Origin of the sequence: Methanosphaera sp., assembly GCF_016282985.1 — an archaeon.
Lineage (GTDB): Archaea > Methanobacteriota > Methanobacteria > Methanobacteriales > Methanobacteriaceae > Methanosphaera.
Map to the genome: position 1 here is coordinate 1 of NZ_JAEELZ010000009.1, position 18500 is coordinate 18500.

Sequence of the window (18500 nt, forward strand, 5' to 3'; positions counted from 1 at the left end):
TATGAAGTATCCATAATTCCTGATGGAGGATGTAGTGCAGTGCCAAAATATCCTGAAACCCATGCGGACTTAGACCTTTTTAAAAATGTCGTTGATGAAATTAATCAAAAAGCGGTTTTAGAAGAAACTGCTAACAGTTTCACAAGAATAGATCTCTAGATTATTTAAGGAAGGATTCAATGAATTATAAAAAGGAATTACTGGACAATATTGATAAAATCCACACTACAGAATTAGGTATTGGAAGGATTAAAAAAAATTTGAACCTGGAAACAAATGATGTTGTTGAAATATGTGTTGAACTAATCAAGGATGAAAAAAGTATAGTGACAAAAAAAGGAAAAAATTATTACATAAGTATAAATAATAAGGAATTAACAGTAAATTCTTCCAGTTTTACTATAATTACTGCTCATTTGAAAAAAAATAAGTTAGAGGTTTTCTCTTAAAAATTGACCTAACCTTCTTGATAATGCAAGGATAGTGTATACTGGTGGTAAACCTGGTGCCTTCGGCAGAACAGAACCATCAGCAACATATAAATTTTTTATTTCTGTTTCTAGATTGCTATCCACAATATCTCCAATTCTGGCGGAAGCTATTAAATGTGCTCCACGTACGTGTGTTGAAGAAATACTTTTTATATCCGCACCAGCCTTAACCAGAATACTACCTGCTATTGCTGCTCCTCTTGCTAAAAGTGATGCATCTTCAAAGTCTATACCTTTTTCAACTGCATTTAAATAGACATGTCCCTTAAGATTGTCAGGAATTTTTATCATGAAACTTATTATATCATCAACTGTTGCATCAGGATGTGTTTCTTGAATTTTTGGTAATAAAAATTGGCTGGTATGGGATGAAATTACAATATGGGGCAATTTAATGAATTTATTCATCTGTATTTCATGATCCTGTTTTGCTCCTTTATAATAACCTCCAACTGTAATAAATGGATCCACTGCAAATGTTTCTCCTGCTTTAATACCTGCTGTTCTTAATAATTTAGGAGTGACCATTCCTCCTGCAGCCAATATTACGACATCAGCCAGATATTGATTTCCCTGATTTGTTTTAACACCTTTGATTATATTATCTTCCACTATTAAAGCTGTTGCTTCTTCGTTTATAATCAATTTGGCACCATTATCCTGTGCTACTTTCAAGTCTTCCAAACTGCTCCATTTAGCACCATGTGGACAACCCCATGCACATTTACCACATTGTTTACATTTAGTAGGATCAATACCTTTTGGCATGTCCTGCATATCCAAACCTAGTTCCGTAGCTGCATCTTTCAGTAATTTATTAATCCTGCCTTCATGAGTTTTAGGCATTGTTTGAATTCCAATTTCTTCTTTTAATTGTTCTAGCTGTGGAGAAATGTCAATACCATACTCCTTCAATTCTTCCACAAGAGAAGGTACAAAATTTCCTGCTATAACTAATGAAGAACCGCCAACAAGGTTTGTTTTTATAAGTTCCATTTCATTTTTATCCCATACATCATAATATTTGTATGCTTCAGATTCTTCTGATAACGGGCCTTTTTCCAATATTGTTATGTTAACATTAGGATTTTTAGATAATTCTCTTGCAACACTTAATCCACCCGTTCCTGCTCCTACAATCAATACGTTATCCATATTTTCACCATTTTTCTTCGTCATTTTCATTTCTATTTTTTGCTTTCTGAATAGGTGTTAAATACAATAAGTCCTTTTTTTGATTTTTGTTTAATGAATTTGTGTTTACTTGGTTTAAATCATCTTGTTTTTCAAAATAATATTCATTGTCATCTTTTTGAATTTCATTATCCGATAATTTATTTTTAATCATATTACCTAATACAGCAAATATACCACAGACAACTATAGCAATTATTACGGGTATTATCCAACCTAAAAATAAATTTGATAGTACTGTTAAAGAAGATACTGAAATTGGAATATAGGTATCCGGCATATAATTAATTAAAAACAAACCTGAAGGATAACTTAACAAATAACCCAATGTTGCATATAATGCTCCTGTAACCATTGCACTTTTTTTATTATCCGCTATTATCGGCATGATAATTCCAATTGCTACAAGGATTATTAAATAACTTATTCCAATTCTAGTTAATCCTAAAGCCAACAATGCTACAAGGACAATACTAAACTTTTTTAATATACTCATAAATGTCATTAATAACCATCCGATGAATTATATTTTTTTTAAATACGATAATAATATATAACTATATATCCTAATTAAATTAAATATTTTGTTTTACAAAGTATTATTAGAATAAAAAAATGAAGTGATTATAATTAAATTTAAGAGCATAGAAAATCCAACAGATAAAGAAGCATACGAAATTATTCAAGAGGGATTTGATAAAAAAGCCATGCTAATCATATTATCCAAATGCCATGTAGAATATGAAGGTAGAGCACGCAGTATTCTTGAACCTGGGGACAGATTAATATTAATTAAAAAAGATGGGACTTTTGCAATTCATCAAGAACTAAATTTAGATCCTGTTAATTGGCAAGCTCCAGGATGTAAAAATAAAGTATCATCAACAGAAGAAGGCATCATATTAACAAGTAAAAAAATGAAACCTAATGAAGAAATAAAAGTATTTTTAGATGAAATATATAATGTTACATATTATAATTGTCTTGATACAAAAGATTTGGAAATTAGAGGTTACGAAAAACATATGGTTGATCTAGCATGGGAAAAACCGGAACTTATAGAAAAAGGTTTTAGACCAACAAGAAGAGAGTACCAAACCGAAAACGGTTTTATTGATTTGATGGGAACTGATTCTGAAGAAAAATTAATGATTTTAGAATTTAAAAGTAGAAAAGCTGGTATGAATGCAGTTAAACAATTAAAAAGATATGTTGACTGTTTTAAAGATAATAAAGAATTTGTTCGTGGAATAATCGTTGCTCCAGACATTACATTAAATGCAAAAGAAGAATTAGAATCATTACAGATGGAATTTATTCCTATGGAAGCTCCACGAACATTAATAAAAGAAGATGTTTCAACATTAGACTCATTTTTTTAAGAGAGGTTACATTAAAAATTCGTAATCCTCCCCATTAATACTTAATAAAATAGCATCAACTATACATGCAGTATTCCATCCTACAACTTTAGTTGCAACTTCCTGTAACTCCAGAGGTATTTCTTCAGCACCATATGGTCTGATAATAATTATTGCTTTTTCAAATGATTGGGCATATTTGATATGTTCCTCAATCATATCTCTATTATCATCCCATAACCCCGACAATACAATTAATGCATCACTATCAGCTATAGCTTCAGCATATCCGGTTTCACTGATATTAGTTATATCTTCCCATTTAAATGCTTCGGTAGCTGATTCCAATCTGGATATAAACGTATTATAATCTTCACAATCTTTCGGGTAAGAAATGAATAATTTCCATTTTTTTAAATCTTCTTCCGGAAATAAATCTAACATAATTTCAATCCTCTAATAATGCATTTCTTTCTACTACTATCTCTTCACCACTATCTTCATCATATAAAGTAAAGCAGTCATTAGGACAGATACTTGCAGATGTTTCTATTTCATATATTGATTTTACTAATCCTTCAACAGTGTCTTCATTTACAAAACCACCATCCATATTAACCAGATTATCATCATCCAAGTACAGAATTTGTGATGGTTTAGTGCAAGCTCCACATCCCTTACAATTACTTCTATCAATTTCAACTTCTATCATTATTTCACCATCTTAGTCTTAATTAGTAATTTGTATTACATTAAAAATATAAATTATTTTTTATAGGTGGGAATATGAAAAAATTTAATATTGCTAGTTGTCAAATGAATGTGGTTGATGATAAAGAAATTAATGTAAATCATGCAATAGAATTAATTAATGAAGCTTCAAATAATGCAGACCTGATTACATTACCTGAAATGTTTAACACTCCTTATGACAATGATAAATTTATTGAAAATGCAGAAGAAGAAAAAAACAGTTATACATTAAAGGCCATGTGTGAAACTGCCAAAGAAAATAATATATTTTTACAATCAGGATCCATTGCAGAATTAGAAAATGAAAAAATATACAATACCGCATATTTTATTGACAACAACGGAAAAATTATAGGAAAACATAGAAAAATGCATATGTTTGATATAGACACAGACACCATGAAATTCACAGAATCCGAAACGCTTAGTCCGGGAAATACCATAACCACACTAAAAACACCTTTAGCCAACATTTCTATCGCGATATGTTATGATGTCAGATTTAATGAAATGTGGACATTAATGAATAAAAACAATTCAGATATAATCCTATTACCAGGAGCATTCAATAAAACAACAGGTCCTTTACATTGGGAAACATTAATTAGAGCCAGAGCAATAGATAATCAAGCATATGTAATTGCAACATCCCCCAGCCAAGTTGAAAATCCCTATTATGTAGCATGGGGACATTCAATGGTTGTTGATCCTTGGGGAAAAATTTTAGCCAAAGCTGAAAAAAAAGAAGAGATAATATATGCAACTTTGATGCCAGAATCCATAAATTCAGTTCGTGAACAAATCCCTATTCTAAAAAATAAACGAGAGGATATTTACGAAACTATCCTGAAAAAATAGTTGAAAAAGAATTATTTATTTGCTTTTTCAATCTTTTTAATTGATTTATTTGCTACTTTTTTAAACTCTTTATCTCCTGTTGCTGCACGTCTAGCTTTTTTAATAGGATCTATTGCTTTTTCATCACCAATATCTCCCAATGCTTTTGCAGCAGAAGTTCTTACTCCCCAGTCATCATCTTTTAATAATTCAATAATTGGATCTACTGCAGATTCTACTTCCATTTCACCCAATGCTTTTGCGGAGAACTTTCTAATAGCAAAATCATCTGATTGTAATGCATCTATAAGTTCCGTTGCTACTGTGTCATCCCCAATATCTTTTAAGGACAATATTACGTATTTTTGAATTTTAGCATCATCCGTATTTAATGCAGCAATTAATGGTTTAATTGAGTCAGTTCCTATTTCTGCTAATGATTTTGCAGCCTGAAATCTTACATGAGGATTTTCATCGTTAAATGTATCAATTAACAAAGGTATTCCTTCTTCCGGAAATTCCACTAATTCCTTACATGCTTCTAATCGAATTTCATAGTCCTCATTAGACATATTTTCTTTAATTGTTGTTATGTCAGTCATAAAAAATAATCCCCTTCCATAAATATTATTAAATCATTCTTAGTATTATATTATAAAAAGGTTCTTAATAATATTTTTTAAGATTATAGCCTTTACCAAAGAAAATAATATAAAAATTTGTTTAAACAAAATAGTATTATGGATTTATCTACAAAAATATTTGATGCTGAAATAATCAATAATGCTTTAAAAATTGAGGATACACTCATAATCTCTGATTTACATTTTGGTTATGAAACTTCTTTAAATAATCAGGGATTGATGATACCTCAGTATCAATTCGACAGAGTGCTGTCTTCATTAGAAAATATTCAAAAAAAAGCTAATGCAAACAATATCATACTCAATGGAGACATAAAACATAATTTTGGAAGTATCAGCAAACAGGAATGGAAAGAAGTTTTGAGTTTTATTGATTATCTGTCTGATATTTATGTGGATATTAAGGTTATAAAAGGAAATCACGATACTTTCACACAGTATATTCTAAATAAAAGAGATTTAATTCTGGAAGATGAAGTCATATTAGGTAAGTATTTGATAACACATGGACATGCAATTCCGGAGAATATTTCTGAAAATGTTGAAACGATTGTTATAGGTCATGAACATCCATGTATCGGTATTCGTAATCAGGAAAGAGTAGAAAAAGTGAAAGCATTCCTTAAAGGCGAATGGAATGGATATAATTTAATAGTTACCCCTTCTTTTACTCCAATTAGTCACGGTTCAGATATATTACATGAAAAAACAATTTCCCCATTTATTGAAGATGTTTTAGAGTTTGAAGTTTTTGCTGTCGAAGAAGATGAAGTTTTTCCATTTGGTTTTGTAAAGGACATTCTTAATATAGAACAATACGAGAATTATTAGAGTTGATAAATTGAATATTGAATATAGTGATGATCATATACATAGCTTATTACATCCTTTTGTTAGTAAATGGTTTAAAAGCAAATTTGAAACATTTACTGATGCCCAACGACAAGCTATCCCTCACATCAATGCAGGTAAGAATATCCTAATTCTTTCCCCAACCGGTTCTGGAAAGACATTGACGGCATTTTTAGCAATTTTATCCGGATTAACCAGTTTAAGTGAACGTAATCTCTTGGAAGAAAAAGTTTATTGCATATATATTTCCCCACTCAAAGCATTGGATAATGATATTTTTAAGAATTTAGAAGAACCAATTAATGGAATAAACAATATTGCCGGTCATGACGTTGGAATTAGACAAGCCGTTAGAACAGGAGATACAACTCAGTATCAACGTTCAAAAATGTTGAAACATCCCCCACATATTTTAATTACCACTCCTGAAACATTATCAATTCTTCTCGTAGCACCAAAATTTAGGGAAAAATTAAAAAGTGTTAGATATGTGATAGTTGATGAAATACATTCCTTAGCTGAAAACAAAAGAGGAACACACCTAAGTCTTAGTTTAGAACGTTTAAATGAATTAACAGGTGGTTTCACACGTATTGGATTAAGTGCTACAGTCAGTCCTCCGGATGAAATAGCCACATTTCTATCAGGATATTCCTGGGGAACCAAACGAGAATGTGAAATAATTAATGTCAATTACTTAAAGCAACTGGATATGCAAGTATTATGTCCAGTAGAGAATATTATAGAAACGGATCAGGAAACACTGACTAAAGAACTTTATAACTTATTACATAAGTTAATTCAACAGCACAAAACAACATTAATTTTTACAAATACCCGAAGTGGTGCCGAGAGTGTTTCTTATAAGTTAACTCAACATTTTCCCAAATATTATAATACAAATAACGTAATGGCCCACCATTCATCATTATCCAAAGAAGTTAGACTTGAAACAGAAAATCAATTGAAAGATGGAAACTTAAAAGTTGTTGTAAGTAGTACTTCTCTTGAATTGGGAATCGATATTGGTTATATTGATTTAGTTATATTAATCAGTTCTCCAAAATCCGTTTCCAGAGCATTACAAAGAATTGGACGTAGCGGACATCAATTACATGAAAAATCCAAAGGTCGCATGATTGTTGTAAATAGAGATGATCTTGTAGAATGTAGTTTAATATTAAAAAATGCAATTGAAGGTAAAATAGACCGTATCAACATCCCACATAATTGTTTAGATGTTTTAAGTCAGCACATTTATGGAATTGCAATTGAAGGAAGACAAAATATCAAACACATATTCCATTTAATTAAGCAAGCCATGCCCTACAAAGATTTGACCTGGGACGAATATGAACAGGTTCTCCGTTATCTTGCAGGAGAATATTCAACACTAGAACAAAGGTATGTTTATGCTAAAATTTGGGTTGACTGGGATAGCAATACTTTTGGAAAACGTGGAAAACTAGCAAGAGTACTTTATTCCACCAATGTTGGAACAATAGCAGATAGAAGTCATGCAAAAGTAAAATGTAATGGACAGATAATTGGAAATATTGATGGAGACTTTATGGAACGTTTACATAAGGGAGATACATTCGTATTGGGTGGTAAAGTCTATCAATTCAAATATGCAAGAGGAATGACTGTGACAGTTGTACCAAGTGGCAGCACGCCCACAATACCATCATGGGTTTCAGAACAGTTACCATTATCATATGATATAGGAGTTTCAATACAAAATTTTAGAGCCATAATGGATTGGAAACTATCAACCAATCTTTCACAGGAAGAGATAATCAATTATATTAAAGATTATTTATATGTTGATGAATATGCTGCCAGTTCAATTTATTATTATTTCGTGGAACAATATTTATATAGTGAAATACCTTCAAAAAACAAATTATTAATTGAATATTATACGGGATTTGGAGGAAGAAAATTTGTTGTTTTCCACTCATTATACGGCAGACGAGTAAATGATGCCCTAAGTAGAGCAGTAGCATATATAATTGCACAACGTTATCATAGAGACGTGATGATTAGTATTGATGACAATGGTTTTTATTTAAGTAGTGATTCAAAAATTGGAGGAGCTGAAGCATTCGAAGAATTAACCAGTGACAACATTAGGGAAATATTAATCCAAGCCATTGATAAAACCGAAACTTTAGCAAGCCGATTTAGAGACTGTGCTAATCGATCTTTAATGATTTTACGTCGATATAAAGGTCGGGAAAAAAGTGTTGGAAGACAACAGGTCACCAGCAAAATTCTTTTAAATTTCGTTAAAGATGTAGACAATCATTTTGCAATTTTAGATGAAGCAAGACGAGAAGTTATTGAAGATTACATGGACATAAAACATGCCCAAGAAGTTTTAAAATCAATTGAAGAACAAAAAACCATAATTAAAACAGTTGATACTACTATTCCAACACCTTTTGCATTTAATTTAGTTTCAAGAGGTTATCTTGATGTTCTAAAATATGAAGAAAGGGCCGAATTTATTAGACGTATGCACAAAGCAATTATTAATAAAATTCAAGAAAATAAAGGTAATAAATTAAGAAAAGTTAGATAAAAAAGTATTAATTAAATTATAAATCGAATAGAGACAAACAAATTAATCATTTAAAAAAATATTTAATAAACATATTTTAATATAAGATTAGACATAGTAAAAAATAATAAGCATTCACTTAATAACTACATAGGATAGATTAAATGAAAAAAGAAAAAATGTACCCCACTGACGAAATTAAAGTCAAAGACGAATTTGCTCCATATGTTACATTTGAAGATATGCCAGGAGGACATAAAGCATACATTAAAGTACCGAATAAGTATGATGTAGAATTAAGTGTATATAATCTAATTCCGGGAACAAGTGTAATAATTACCCATTCCTATTTAAACGATTACTTTACAAAAAGTGATGAATTACTGGAATATGAACACCCAGAAGATAATTTATTAATTAATTTTATTGATAGTGGAAGTTATCGTTTTGAAGTAGGTCCTAACAAATATGCATTTGTAAAAAATAATTATCTTAGTATGTATAAGAAAAATATGCTTCCCAATTCATTCAGTTATGTTGGAGAAGTTACTATTGTTCATATTATCATAAATAAAAAACAAATGCCCCACATATCAGATTACTTCAAGGACATTCGAGAAGTTATAAATTATTATTTTGATGTGTGTGAAAACGAAAATGCAATCATCTTTAAAACTCCGGAGAAAATTTTAAACATTGTTGAAGAAATAAAAGAATTTGACTTTAAAAAAGACAAATCAAAAAGATTATTGTTCATATTGAAAACGTTGGAATCATTGCTATTCTTATATGAAATAGAAATAGAAAATGAAAAAATTGATCAACGAACTTACTCTGATGAAACAATACGTGTAGTAAGATACATTAAAAATTCATTATCCCGAAACATTGCCAGTTACGTTTCTTTAGAAACTTTATCTATGAGTTATGGGATAAATTTAACAACATTGAAAAATTGTTTTAAGGACATGTATGGAAAACCGTTATATACGTGGTACAAAGAATACAAATTCTATAGAGCTAAAGAATTAATCAAAAATACTGATTATCCCATTTCAAAAATAGCATATATGGTAGGATATAAAAGCAGTAGCAAATTTGCAAAAGCATTTAAAAAAGAAATGGGTGTATTACCATCCAGTTATCGAAAAAACAAAAAATAACCACCAAAACTCATCTTTTTTTGAATATATAATAAAAAAAATGACAATACTAATAAACGATTAAAAACAAAGATAAATACTATATAAGAAAATAATTTAAGAAGTATAACATAGGAGATAACATGAATTATTTATTAGCAGTGATAATTTTAATTTACATTGCAATGATGGTTCTGGTAGGTTATATTGCTTGGAAACGTACAAGTAGTAACGAAGATTACTTGGTTGCTGGACGTAAAACCAGTTCTTTCATCATGGCTTTAAGTTATGGTGCAACGTTCATTAGTACTGCAGCAATTGTAGGTTTCGGAGGTTTAGCTGGTACAAATGGTATGGGAATTTTATGGTTAGTATTTTTAAATATAGCTGTAGGTATCTTCATAGCATTCGTATTCTTTGGAAAACCAACAAGAGCAATTGGAAAATATTTAAATGCATTAACTTTCCCAGAATTCTTATCAAAAAGATTTAACAGTAAATTCATACAATACTTTAGTGGATTACTAATCTTTTGTGCAATGCCAGTATATGCAGCAAGTGTGTTAATCGGTGCTGCAAGATTTTTAGAAACAACATTGAGTTTAGAATTCCAAATAGCTATTATAATTTTAGCAGTAATTATCGGATTTTATGTAATATTCGGTGGATTAAGAGGAGTAATGTATACTGATGCATTACAAGGAGTAATAATGTTCTTTGGAATGCTTGTTTTATTAATAAGCATTTATTGGATACTTGGAGGAGTAACTGAAGCACATACTGCCTTATCAAATATGGCCCCATTATTCCCTGAAACTGCTAAAGCGACAGGTGCTACCGGATGGACGACATTTCCACAACCAGGTAGTGTATTTTGGTGGAACTTAGTTACATCCATTATTATGGGTGTGGGAATAGGTGCAATAGCACAACCGCAATTAGCAGTACGTTTTATGACTGTTAACAGTAACAAAGAATTAAATAGGGCAGTTCTTATTGGTGGAATATTCATATTTGTAGCAACATTTTCAGCATATGTTGTTGGATCATTATCTAACGCATATTTCTACCAAACTACGGGACAAATTGCTATTCAAGCTGCCGGAGGAAATGTAGACAAGATTATTCCTACATTCATTAGTTCAGCAATGCCTGAATGGTTCACATATGTATTTACACTGACTTTACTATGTGCAGCTATGAGTACATTAAGTACACAATTCCACTCACAAGGTTCTGCAATAGGTCATGACTTATATGCAGCATTTAAAAAAGATAAAGAGAGTTTAAGTGTTACAAGAATAGGTATTTTAATAGGTATTATTCTAGCAGTAATCTTAGCTTTCATATTACCGGGAGGAGTTGTTGCTCAAGGAACAACAATTTTCTTTGGTATTTGTGCTGCAGCATTTATGCCAGTATACATCTGTGCATTATTCTGGAAACGTACAACAAAACAAGGAGCTATAGCTGGTATTCTTAGCGGAACAATTACGAGTTTATTCTGCTTATTATTCACACATCAAAAAGAAGCAGCAGGAATTGGTATTTGTAAAATGTTAACAGGTCAAGCTGTGCTCTTCACATCCATGCCATGGCCTTATGTGGATCCAATGGTTATTGCATTACCAATTTCATTCATATTCACAATTGTTGTCACATTACTTACACATAACTCTAAAGAAGAACAGGAAGAAATTGATAAAATGTTTGATGCAAAAGTTTCAGGTGATGCACAATGATTGAAATTCTAGGACTTAGTGATCCATGGATAATTGGTGGATACTTGGGATGTGTAGTAATCACATTAATATGTGTACTCTACGGAGCTATTAACTGGAATAAAGAATAATTATTCCACATAACCCCCTTTTTATTTTAAAACTATTTTTAACTTGAACAACAAAAATATTATTAGTGAATATAATGTTATACGCAGTAATAGATATCGGTTCAAGTATTATTAAGTATAAAATTTATGAATACTCTGAAGGAAAAATAGAACCTGTAATAATACATGATAAAACAACTGGCCTAATTTCATATAGAAAAGATAATATCCTGACAGATGAAGGAATTGAAGTATTGTTAAATACTTTGAAAGAATTAAAAAAATATTCTGACAAATTACATGTTGATAAATCATATTATGTTGCAACAGCCAGTCTACGAAATGTTAAAAATAAAAATGAAGTTTTGGATTTAGTAAAAAAATCATTGAATATAAACATTACCGTATATACAGGTGAAGAAGAAGCAAAACATAGTTTTCATTCATTACGTTGGATAGATCTGCCTTGTGATGAGGGCATATTTGTAGATATAGGTGGAGGAAGTAGTGAAATAACCATTTTTGAAGATACTGACAAAATTCTTGAACAAAAAAGTATACCCATAGGTGTTTTAACAATATTTAATGAATATGTAAGCTTATTATATCCTACGAAAGAAGAACAGCAGAATATTATTAAGGAAACCTTGAAAAGAATCAATAATCTAAAAATTAATGATTTTTCAATGGAATATTTATACGGAATAGGCAAAACATTTGTTACACTTAAAAGACTTTTTGAGCATTTAAAAGTAAAAACAGATAAAAATAATTTAATAACAATTGAACAGGTAGATTTTGTTCTGGACAAATTATCAACAAATTCTAAAGAAAACTATAAACCTGCATTACAGGTCGATTCTGAACGTGTACATACTATTATACCTAGCTTATTGATTACAAAAGCATTATCTATACGTTTTAATATTAAAAAAATTTATGTCTGCGATGTCACATTACAAGACGGAATAATCTTCGATATAATAGAAAAAAATCAATAATTGATTTAAAAGACATTATACTTTTTAAAAATAAGAAAAAAAAAATAAAAAATAGAAAAAATCAATTAATACCAACCTTAATCCCCTTATTTAGAGATTTAACTGATATAATTATTTTACTTTAGTAATGTCAGTAATTGTTTCTCTAAGACTTTCATATGAACATCTTTCACCAATTACAAACATGATACTGTTTAAACTACTTACTTGTGGTAAATCCATAACTAAATTAATAACCCCATTATTAAATGTGGTTGTAGTTACATTATTGATTAGTACTGTTTTACCGTTTATTTTAATGTTTAATTTGGTAGTACCAAGAACATTGTTACCTTTATAATCTTTTACATTTGCTTTAATGGTTAATTTTTTAGAAGTCATGTTTGCTACAAGAGTTGTAGTTGTTAATGAAATATTACTTCTTTGAACTGTAAATTTAGTAGTTGCACGGTCAATAGTATTATAATCTGGGTGAGATACACAGGCAGTTACGTCATAGTATCTTACTGAACCATTTACAGTGTACCCTGCCATTCCTTTAGGAACTGCATAGTTGAAAGTTGCAACTCCGTTTTTAATTTGGAACTTAATAACATTGTTTAAACTGTTTTTAATTGATTTACCATTGATTTTAAATACTGCAACTGCTTTTGAATTATCGGATATAGCCTTACCTGTAGCACTATCAACTACTTTTGCTGTGAAAACTATTGTTTCATATTGTTTAGCAGATGATGGTGATACAGTAACTGTTACTTTAGCATTTCTTAATGAAAGACTTACAATTCCATTTTTAGCCGTACTGTTGGCTTTAAATCCTGTTGTTCCGCCATAGGAAGCAGAAAGTTTACCATTATTATAAGATTTTGTAGCTATAATAGCTGCAGTTGCTATACCGTTTTTAACACTTATTTTATTTGATACAGTTTTACCATTTATTTTGAATACGAGAGTTCCACCAGTTACTTTATTTCCGGAAACATCATTTACATTAGCTATTAATAAAATATTATTTCCTACAACCCCGTGAACATCTTTTACTGTTATTACTGTACTTTTTTCCACTTTAATCTCTTTAACAATTCCAAGATTATAAATTGTTGAATTTATTACGTTTCCTTTGTTTACAATTGATTTAAAATCATTTCCGCCATGATTTAAAACACTTGCTCTCTCTGCTTTATCATTGTATATTGCACCACCACGTATTTCAGTAGTAGCTGTGTTTTTTGTTTTGAATATATTGCTGGTTACTGTTGCTGTTGCAATATTATTATATAATACTCCACCCCTAATACTAGGTCCATTATTTGTATTATCAAAGTTATTATCAGAAACTGTTAATGTGGAATTTCTATTAAATATTATTCCACCCATGATACTTTCTTTAGAAGCAGTACCAGTTACTTTGAAATTAGATATCTTATTATTGGTAAATGAAGAGGTACCTATTTCATTATATAATATTCCTCCACGAACAGAGCTTGCAGATACAGTTATCTGATCAAATATATTGTCAGTTATTTTTATATTTGCTTCATAATTGTCTATTAATGCACCTCTAATGGTTTTACCAGGAACATTTACGTTTGTGTTTTTGAATGTGTTTTTAGATACTTCCAATGTATTTTTAAAGTTATGTATTAATCTACCGTTATTGTTTTCGAATGTGCTAGAAACAATTTTATCAGTTTTTCCAGAAACAAGATAAATTACACCAGTTTTGTCATAGTTATTAGTACTACTTGCTTTGTTACTTACAAATTTTGAGTTTTGTATTGTTATAGAACCACCATATTCACCAGTACTCCAAATAGCACCACCCTGAGCAGCAGTATTTGATGTGAATTCACAAGCATTTATGGTTGTTGTTCCCCTGTTTAGTAATGCTCCCCCTTTTCCTGATGCAACATTATTAATAAAGGTACAATTATTTAAAGTTAATTGAGCTTTATCTGATACAACAATACCTGCGGCTTCATTAGTATTCTTAGTGTTCTTAATCACTAAGTTGTTAATTGTAAGTTTATTGTTTGCTGTTACAGTTAAAAATGATTTTGCATTTGAACCATCTATTACTGCACCATTACCGTTAACAACAATAGTTTTGGCTTTTTGAGTCATTTTAATAGGATTTGTAATAGTATAAGTTCCTTTTTTCATATTAACTGTTTTATCAACACCTGAATTGTCAAGTAACTCCTTGGATAATGAAGCGTAATTTGTTACTTCAGAAGTAGCTGCCTTGACATCAGATTCAGTTGTTTTAGTTATTATATTATCAGTTTTAGGTACATCTGTTGAAATTGCATCAGAACTGGTATCATCAGTTTGATTTGATGCATAAGAACAAGATAAACCAAAGATTAATAAAATAATAACTACAACAAAAAATTGAAGTTTTTTATTCATCTTAATCATTCTCCAAATATTCTATAATAATAAAATATATTTGTATTTATATTGACAATTATTAATAAAAGTTGTTATATCAAATGAATTTAATTATAAAAGTGAGATAATAATTATTTTGATAAAAAAAATCCTTTCAAAAAATATTTTTAAATTTGATTGGATTAAAACAAAACAATTAAACTACAATAATGAAAAAAAAAATATACTGACGAACCAATAGAAAAAAGTAATAGACAGGATAGATATAGTATAAACTAAGAAAAATGGGAGTAGATAATATGCCTGTTGTAACTGTTGAAGCATCAAAAAATTTATCAAAAGAAACAAAAAAAGAAATGATTGAAAATGTGTCACAAGTTGTTGCTGATACATATGGATTACCTATACAAACAATTACTATGATAATCCGTGAAAACATACCTGAAAATATAGGAGTGGCTGGAAAACCAGTATCTGAAGAATAGGAGTGAATAAAATGCCTGTAGTAACAGTTGAAGGTCCTGGAAATGCAACAAAAGAACAAAAAAAGGAAATTATTGAAAAAGTATCACAAATAGTTGCTGATGCATATGACATGCCGATAGAAGCAATAACTGTAATAGTCAGAGGAACACATCCAGATAACGTGGGAACTGGTGGAATACAACTCTCTGAAAAAATACAATAGGTGAATAATATGGCCGTAACTATAGATGAAAATATATGCAATGGAATAAGTGCATGTCCTGAGGGAGGATTATGCATACAACTTTGTCCAACAGGAGCAATAGACAATAAAGAGGACAAACCAAGCGTAAAATATTTTTCATGCGTAGACTGTGGTAAATGCGTGGATCAATGTCCTAACAATGCAATTATTGCTGCAAGAAGAAGTTAAAGTATATCACTTTAACATACTATTTTTATCTTTAAAATAACTTTTATAATATGATCCCCATAACATTTTCTGATATAACTAACTTTTAAAAAAAATAGATTAACAATCATTGACAACCTCTATAACTGTGATAATATGGAATGGAAGATAGGTAATGTAAAAATAGACAATCAAATTGTTTTAGCGCCTATGGCCGATGTTTGTGATTCATCATTCAGATGCATTGCAAAATCAATGGGTTGTGGCCTTGTTGAAACAGAAATGATATCAGACAAGGCAATTATCCATTGCAACGGCAAAACCAGGGAAATGTTATACATGACTGATTTCGAAAGACCTCTATCACAACAAATTTTTGGTTCAACTGCAGAATCATTGAAACATGCATCAGAATATTTGTGTGAGACTGTTAAACCGGACATTATAGATATCAATATGGGTTGTCCAGTTAGAAAAGTTGCGTTGCGTGGACATTCGGGTGCATATCTTCTGAAAGATTCCAATAAAATATATGATATCATAAGTACAATTGCAGATAGTGTTCCAGTCCCCATTACTGCAAAAATACGTAGCGGTTGGGATTTTGAAAACATTAATGCAGTTGAAGTTGCCAAAATACTGGAAGATGCCGGTGCTTCTGCAGTGACCGTGCATCCACGTACCAAAATCCAGGAATATAAAGGAAAGGCAGATTGGAATCTTATAAAAGAAGTTAAAGAAGCTGTTAATATCCCTGTTATTGGTAATGGAGATATCAAAACCTGTTATGATGCTAAAAAGATGCTTGATGAAACAGAATGTGATGCCATCATGATAGGAAGAGGAGTGCTAGGTAATCCCTGGTTAATTAAGGAATGTGTTGACTACCTTGATTATGGAATTGAGCCAAAAAAAGTTAGTGCTGAAGAAAAAATTGGAATGATAAAAAAACATTGCGAATTATTGCTTAAAAATAAGATAGATGAAGACATAGCTGTGGTTAAAATGAGAAAACAGGCTTCCTACTATATGAAAGGATTATACAAAAATGCAATAATTAAAAATAGGATATTTCAGGTCAACACGAAAGAGGAATTATTTGACTTACTGGACAATTATCTGAAAGAAATTGAAAGATAAACTGCATAAATCTAGTCAAATACCAACTCTTCAATCAATATACCTTTTGATTTAAAATAAATTATTTTTTTTCTTTTTGTATATAACATTGTTATATAATATGTTGTTAAATTACATACATAAATATTTTAAAAAAAAATTCTAACAATAATTTAGAACAGCTTGCTGAATCTATCTTCACAAATTGGTTTGTAAACTGTGAACCATTTAAAGATGAAAATTTTATAGAACATTCATGGACAAATTTTCCAGAAAGTTGGAGATTAATCAGATTAAAAGAGATAATTCATATTACTAGTGGAAAACGACCAGATGTTAAAGAAAATCTTAAAAAAGATGAATTCATTTATCCCTTACATGGTGCAAGTAGTATAATGGGTTATGTTTCAGAATATTCTTATAATGAACCAATATTATTAATTGGACGAGTAGGTACACTTGGAATTGTTCAAAGGGTCATTGATAAGTCATCCATCTGATAATACATTATTAATTAAGTCAAAATATTACGAATATCTATTCCAAATTCTGAAAAGAATAAATTATGATGCTTATAATACTGGTTCTACTCAACCTTTAATTACACAAAAAGCAATAAGTAATATTGAAATTCCGTTACCATCACCAGATGAATTAGATAAATTCGAAAAAATTAGTTCAACATTATATTCTGAAGTTTATAAGAATAATAAAGAAATAGAAAAACTAACAAAACTTCGTGACACATTATTAGCAAAATTAATGTCTGGTGACATTGACGTGTCTAATATAAATTTTGATTAATATTTTTTATAATTATCTCGTCTAGTGATGATTGAAACTATTTCTATATCTTTTTTTGATACAAAAAAGATTATTCTATAGTTCCCAACTCGTGCACGTTTACATTGGGGACATTTAGAACTTTTTAATTGTTTGAATTGGGAATCATGAGGATTTTCTTTTATTTCATTGTATTTAAGTAAAATTCGTTTTAATAAATCTTTATCTTTTTCATGTTTTTTACGGAATTTGGTAGCTTCTTTGTGTTCATATATTGAGTATGTCATAGTTTAACCTATTTTTTTCAGTTCTTTATCAATATCTAGTTTAATAGTTTCAGAATAGTCTCCTTTTTCAAATTTTTCTATTCTTTCGTTAAATATTTTTGCTTCTTCATCAGTAAATTCTTCGTTTGATTCATCTATTAAACGTTGTATTATATCATTATATGTATCATTTTTATTTCCTTTTAGTCCTAATTGGTAATGGACACTATCACTTACTTTAATTGTTTTTGACATTAGTATCTTCTCCTATGGTATACTTTATAATAATTATAATATTTATACTTATTATACTCATAGAGATAAATTTATATTTAAATACCATAAATAGTATATTATAAGTAAAACTTCTTTTACTAAAATCTTATGAA

The 18500-nt window shown here is 29.8% G+C and carries 22 protein-coding genes; 14 read left to right on the plus strand and 8 right to left on the minus strand.

Translation table 11 applies throughout. The features are described 5' to 3' along the window. Positions 1-179: 179 nt before the first annotated feature. The gene (locus QZZ11_RS00650; protein WP_292472573.1) at positions 180-449 is read left to right on the plus strand and encodes a DUF3781 domain-containing protein; all 270 of its coding nucleotides are present in this window, start codon (positions 180-182) and stop codon (positions 447-449) included. Here QZZ11_RS00650 and QZZ11_RS00655 read toward each other — a convergent pair. Both QZZ11_RS00655 and QZZ11_RS00660 read right to left on the minus strand, forming a co-directional pair. Next, complete coding sequence (locus QZZ11_RS00655; protein WP_292472575.1) at positions 432-1646, minus strand: GMC family oxidoreductase N-terminal domain-containing protein; 1215 nt, start codon at positions 1644-1646, stop codon at positions 432-434. The two genes, QZZ11_RS00650 and QZZ11_RS00655, sit on opposite strands and share 18 nt — an antisense overlap. A gap of 4 nt (positions 1647-1650) precedes the next feature. Next, the gene (locus tag QZZ11_RS00660) at positions 1651-2190 is read right to left on the minus strand and encodes a hypothetical protein (RefSeq protein WP_292472578.1); all 540 of its coding nucleotides are present in this window, start codon (positions 2188-2190) and stop codon (positions 1651-1653) included. Between the two features lie 115 nt (positions 2191-2305). Here QZZ11_RS00660 and nucS point away from each other — a divergent pair, with 115 nt between their 5' ends. Then, positions 2306-3067, plus strand: a complete 762-nt coding sequence (gene nucS, locus QZZ11_RS00665; protein WP_292472580.1) for an endonuclease NucS — start codon at positions 2306-2308, stop codon at positions 3065-3067. A gap of 6 nt (positions 3068-3073) precedes the next feature. Here the strand turns inward: nucS and QZZ11_RS00670 are convergent, their stop codons facing one another. Continuing rightward, positions 3074-3490 carry a hypothetical protein gene (locus QZZ11_RS00670; RefSeq protein WP_292472581.1) on the minus strand — a complete coding sequence of 139 codons (417 nt, stop codon included), beginning with the start codon at positions 3488-3490 and terminating at the stop codon, positions 3074-3076. A gap of 4 nt (positions 3491-3494) precedes the next feature. After that, positions 3495-3758 carry a ferredoxin gene (locus QZZ11_RS00675; RefSeq protein WP_292472583.1) on the minus strand — a complete coding sequence of 88 codons (264 nt, stop codon included), beginning with the start codon at positions 3756-3758 and terminating at the stop codon, positions 3495-3497. Between the two features lie 74 nt (positions 3759-3832). Between QZZ11_RS00675 and QZZ11_RS00680 the strand changes: the two genes are divergently transcribed. Continuing rightward, positions 3833-4657, plus strand: a complete 825-nt coding sequence (locus tag QZZ11_RS00680; protein ID WP_292472585.1) for a carbon-nitrogen hydrolase family protein — start codon at positions 3833-3835, stop codon at positions 4655-4657. An 11-nt stretch (positions 4658-4668) separates the two neighbouring features. Here the strand turns inward: QZZ11_RS00680 and QZZ11_RS00685 are convergent, their stop codons facing one another. After that, a complete protein-coding gene (locus QZZ11_RS00685; protein WP_292472588.1) occupies positions 4669-5238 on the minus strand; it encodes a HEAT repeat domain-containing protein in 570 nt (189 codons plus the stop codon). 138 nt (positions 5239-5376) lie between these two features. On the opposite strand from QZZ11_RS00685, the gene QZZ11_RS00690 reads away from it, so the two are divergent. The 6 genes from QZZ11_RS00690 (at position 5377) to QZZ11_RS00710 (ending at position 12672) form a co-directional block, all read left to right on the plus strand. Next, entirely contained in the window at positions 5377-6111 is a 735-nt protein-coding gene (locus tag QZZ11_RS00690) for a metallophosphoesterase (RefSeq protein ID WP_292472590.1), read from the plus strand. Between the two features lie 10 nt (positions 6112-6121). Beyond that, complete coding sequence (locus tag QZZ11_RS00695) at positions 6122-8719, plus strand: ATP-dependent helicase (protein ID WP_292472592.1); 2598 nt, start codon at positions 6122-6124, stop codon at positions 8717-8719. Positions 8720-8862: 143 nt separating this feature from the next. Beyond that, positions 8863-9861 carry an AraC family transcriptional regulator gene (locus QZZ11_RS00700; RefSeq protein WP_292472595.1) on the plus strand — a complete coding sequence of 333 codons (999 nt, stop codon included), beginning with the start codon at positions 8863-8865 and terminating at the stop codon, positions 9859-9861. Between the two features lie 122 nt (positions 9862-9983). Then, positions 9984-11582, plus strand: coding sequence for a sodium:solute symporter family protein (locus tag QZZ11_RS00705; RefSeq protein ID WP_292472597.1), 1599 nt, complete (start codon positions 9984-9986; stop codon positions 11580-11582). Further along, positions 11579-11692: a symporter small accessory protein gene (locus QZZ11_RS09285; RefSeq protein WP_365952517.1), complete on the plus strand. Its 114-nt coding sequence runs from the start codon at positions 11579-11581 to the stop codon at positions 11690-11692. The genes QZZ11_RS00705 and QZZ11_RS09285 overlap by 4 nt, the downstream gene beginning before the upstream one ends. Before the next feature lie 74 nt (positions 11693-11766). After that, positions 11767-12672: an exopolyphosphatase gene (locus tag QZZ11_RS00710; RefSeq protein ID WP_292472599.1), complete on the plus strand. Its 906-nt coding sequence runs from the start codon at positions 11767-11769 to the stop codon at positions 12670-12672. A gap of 111 nt (positions 12673-12783) precedes the next feature. Here QZZ11_RS00710 and QZZ11_RS00715 read toward each other — a convergent pair whose 3' ends face one another. Continuing rightward, positions 12784-15084 (minus strand): hypothetical protein, encoded by a 2301-nt coding sequence (locus QZZ11_RS00715; RefSeq protein WP_292472600.1) that lies wholly within the window; start codon positions 15082-15084, stop codon positions 12784-12786. Between the two features lie 266 nt (positions 15085-15350). On the opposite strand from QZZ11_RS00715, the gene dmpI (QZZ11_RS00720) reads away from it, so the two are divergent. From dmpI (QZZ11_RS00720) to QZZ11_RS00740, 5 genes are all read left to right on the plus strand, one after another. After that, complete coding sequence (gene dmpI, locus QZZ11_RS00720) at positions 15351-15551, plus strand: 4-oxalocrotonate tautomerase DmpI (RefSeq protein WP_292472602.1); 201 nt, start codon at positions 15351-15353, stop codon at positions 15549-15551. A gap of 11 nt (positions 15552-15562) precedes the next feature. After that, complete coding sequence (gene dmpI / locus QZZ11_RS00725; protein ID WP_292472604.1) at positions 15563-15754, plus strand: 4-oxalocrotonate tautomerase DmpI; 192 nt, start codon at positions 15563-15565, stop codon at positions 15752-15754. A gap of 9 nt (positions 15755-15763) precedes the next feature. Further along, positions 15764-15964 (plus strand): 4Fe-4S binding protein, encoded by a 201-nt coding sequence (locus QZZ11_RS00730; protein WP_292472606.1) that lies wholly within the window; start codon positions 15764-15766, stop codon positions 15962-15964. 135 nt (positions 15965-16099) lie between these two features. Continuing rightward, complete coding sequence (dusB, locus tag QZZ11_RS00735) at positions 16100-17083, plus strand: tRNA dihydrouridine synthase DusB (protein ID WP_292472608.1); 984 nt, start codon at positions 16100-16102, stop codon at positions 17081-17083. Positions 17084-17521: 438 nt separating this feature from the next. Then, the gene (locus tag QZZ11_RS00740; RefSeq protein ID WP_292472610.1) at positions 17522-17866 is read left to right on the plus strand and encodes a restriction endonuclease subunit S; all 345 of its coding nucleotides are present in this window, start codon (positions 17522-17524) and stop codon (positions 17864-17866) included. Here QZZ11_RS00740 and QZZ11_RS00745 read toward each other — a convergent pair. Both QZZ11_RS00745 and QZZ11_RS00750 read right to left on the minus strand, forming a co-directional pair. Beyond that, positions 17863-18132 (minus strand): type II toxin-antitoxin system RelE/ParE family toxin, encoded by a 270-nt coding sequence (locus QZZ11_RS00745; protein ID WP_292472612.1) that lies wholly within the window; start codon positions 18130-18132, stop codon positions 17863-17865. The two genes, QZZ11_RS00740 and QZZ11_RS00745, sit on opposite strands and share 4 nt — an antisense overlap. A 3-nt stretch (positions 18133-18135) precedes the next feature. Continuing rightward, complete coding sequence (locus tag QZZ11_RS00750; RefSeq protein ID WP_292472614.1) at positions 18136-18366, minus strand: hypothetical protein; 231 nt, start codon at positions 18364-18366, stop codon at positions 18136-18138. Positions 18367-18500: the final 134 nt, after the last annotated feature.

Excerpts from the sequence above, each read along its gene's own strand:
- QZZ11_RS00655 (WP_292472575.1), bottom strand. The coding sequence starts at position 1,646 with ATGGATAACGTATTGATTGTAGGAGCAGGAACGGGTGGATTAAGTGTT.
- QZZ11_RS00700 (WP_292472595.1), top strand. The coding sequence starts at position 8,863 with ATGAAAAAAGAAAAAATGTACCCCACTGACGAAATTAAAGTCAAAGAC.
- QZZ11_RS00660 (WP_292472578.1), bottom strand. The coding sequence starts at position 2,190 with ATGACATTTATGAGTATATTAAAAAAGTTTAGTATTGTCCTTGTAGCA.
- QZZ11_RS00705 (WP_292472597.1), top strand. The coding sequence starts at position 9,984 with ATGAATTATTTATTAGCAGTGATAATTTTAATTTACATTGCAATGATG.
- QZZ11_RS00710 (WP_292472599.1), top strand. The coding sequence starts at position 11,767 with ATGTTATACGCAGTAATAGATATCGGTTCAAGTATTATTAAGTATAAA.
- QZZ11_RS00650 (WP_292472573.1), top strand. The coding sequence starts at position 180 with ATGAATTATAAAAAGGAATTACTGGACAATATTGATAAAATCCACACT.
- QZZ11_RS00680 (WP_292472585.1), top strand. The coding sequence starts at position 3,833 with ATGAAAAAATTTAATATTGCTAGTTGTCAAATGAATGTGGTTGATGAT.
- QZZ11_RS09285 (WP_365952517.1), top strand. The coding sequence starts at position 11,579 with ATGATTGAAATTCTAGGACTTAGTGATCCATGGATAATTGGTGGATAC.
- QZZ11_RS00685 (WP_292472588.1), bottom strand. The coding sequence starts at position 5,238 with ATGACTGACATAACAACAATTAAAGAAAATATGTCTAATGAGGACTAT.
- dusB (WP_292472608.1), top strand. The coding sequence starts at position 16,100 with ATGGAATGGAAGATAGGTAATGTAAAAATAGACAATCAAATTGTTTTA.
- QZZ11_RS00715 (WP_292472600.1), bottom strand. The coding sequence starts at position 15,084 with ATGAATAAAAAACTTCAATTTTTTGTTGTAGTTATTATTTTATTAATC.
- QZZ11_RS00690 (WP_292472590.1), top strand. The coding sequence starts at position 5,377 with ATGGATTTATCTACAAAAATATTTGATGCTGAAATAATCAATAATGCT.
- QZZ11_RS00745 (WP_292472612.1), bottom strand. The coding sequence starts at position 18,132 with ATGACATACTCAATATATGAACACAAAGAAGCTACCAAATTCCGTAAA.
- QZZ11_RS00675 (WP_292472583.1), bottom strand. The coding sequence starts at position 3,758 with ATGATAGAAGTTGAAATTGATAGAAGTAATTGTAAGGGATGTGGAGCT.
- dmpI (WP_292472602.1), top strand. The coding sequence starts at position 15,351 with ATGGGAGTAGATAATATGCCTGTTGTAACTGTTGAAGCATCAAAAAAT.
- QZZ11_RS00750 (WP_292472614.1), bottom strand. The coding sequence starts at position 18,366 with ATGTCAAAAACAATTAAAGTAAGTGATAGTGTCCATTACCAATTAGGA.
- QZZ11_RS00670 (WP_292472581.1), bottom strand. The coding sequence starts at position 3,490 with ATGTTAGATTTATTTCCGGAAGAAGATTTAAAAAAATGGAAATTATTC.
- QZZ11_RS00730 (WP_292472606.1), top strand. The coding sequence starts at position 15,764 with ATGGCCGTAACTATAGATGAAAATATATGCAATGGAATAAGTGCATGT.
- dmpI (WP_292472604.1), top strand. The coding sequence starts at position 15,563 with ATGCCTGTAGTAACAGTTGAAGGTCCTGGAAATGCAACAAAAGAACAA.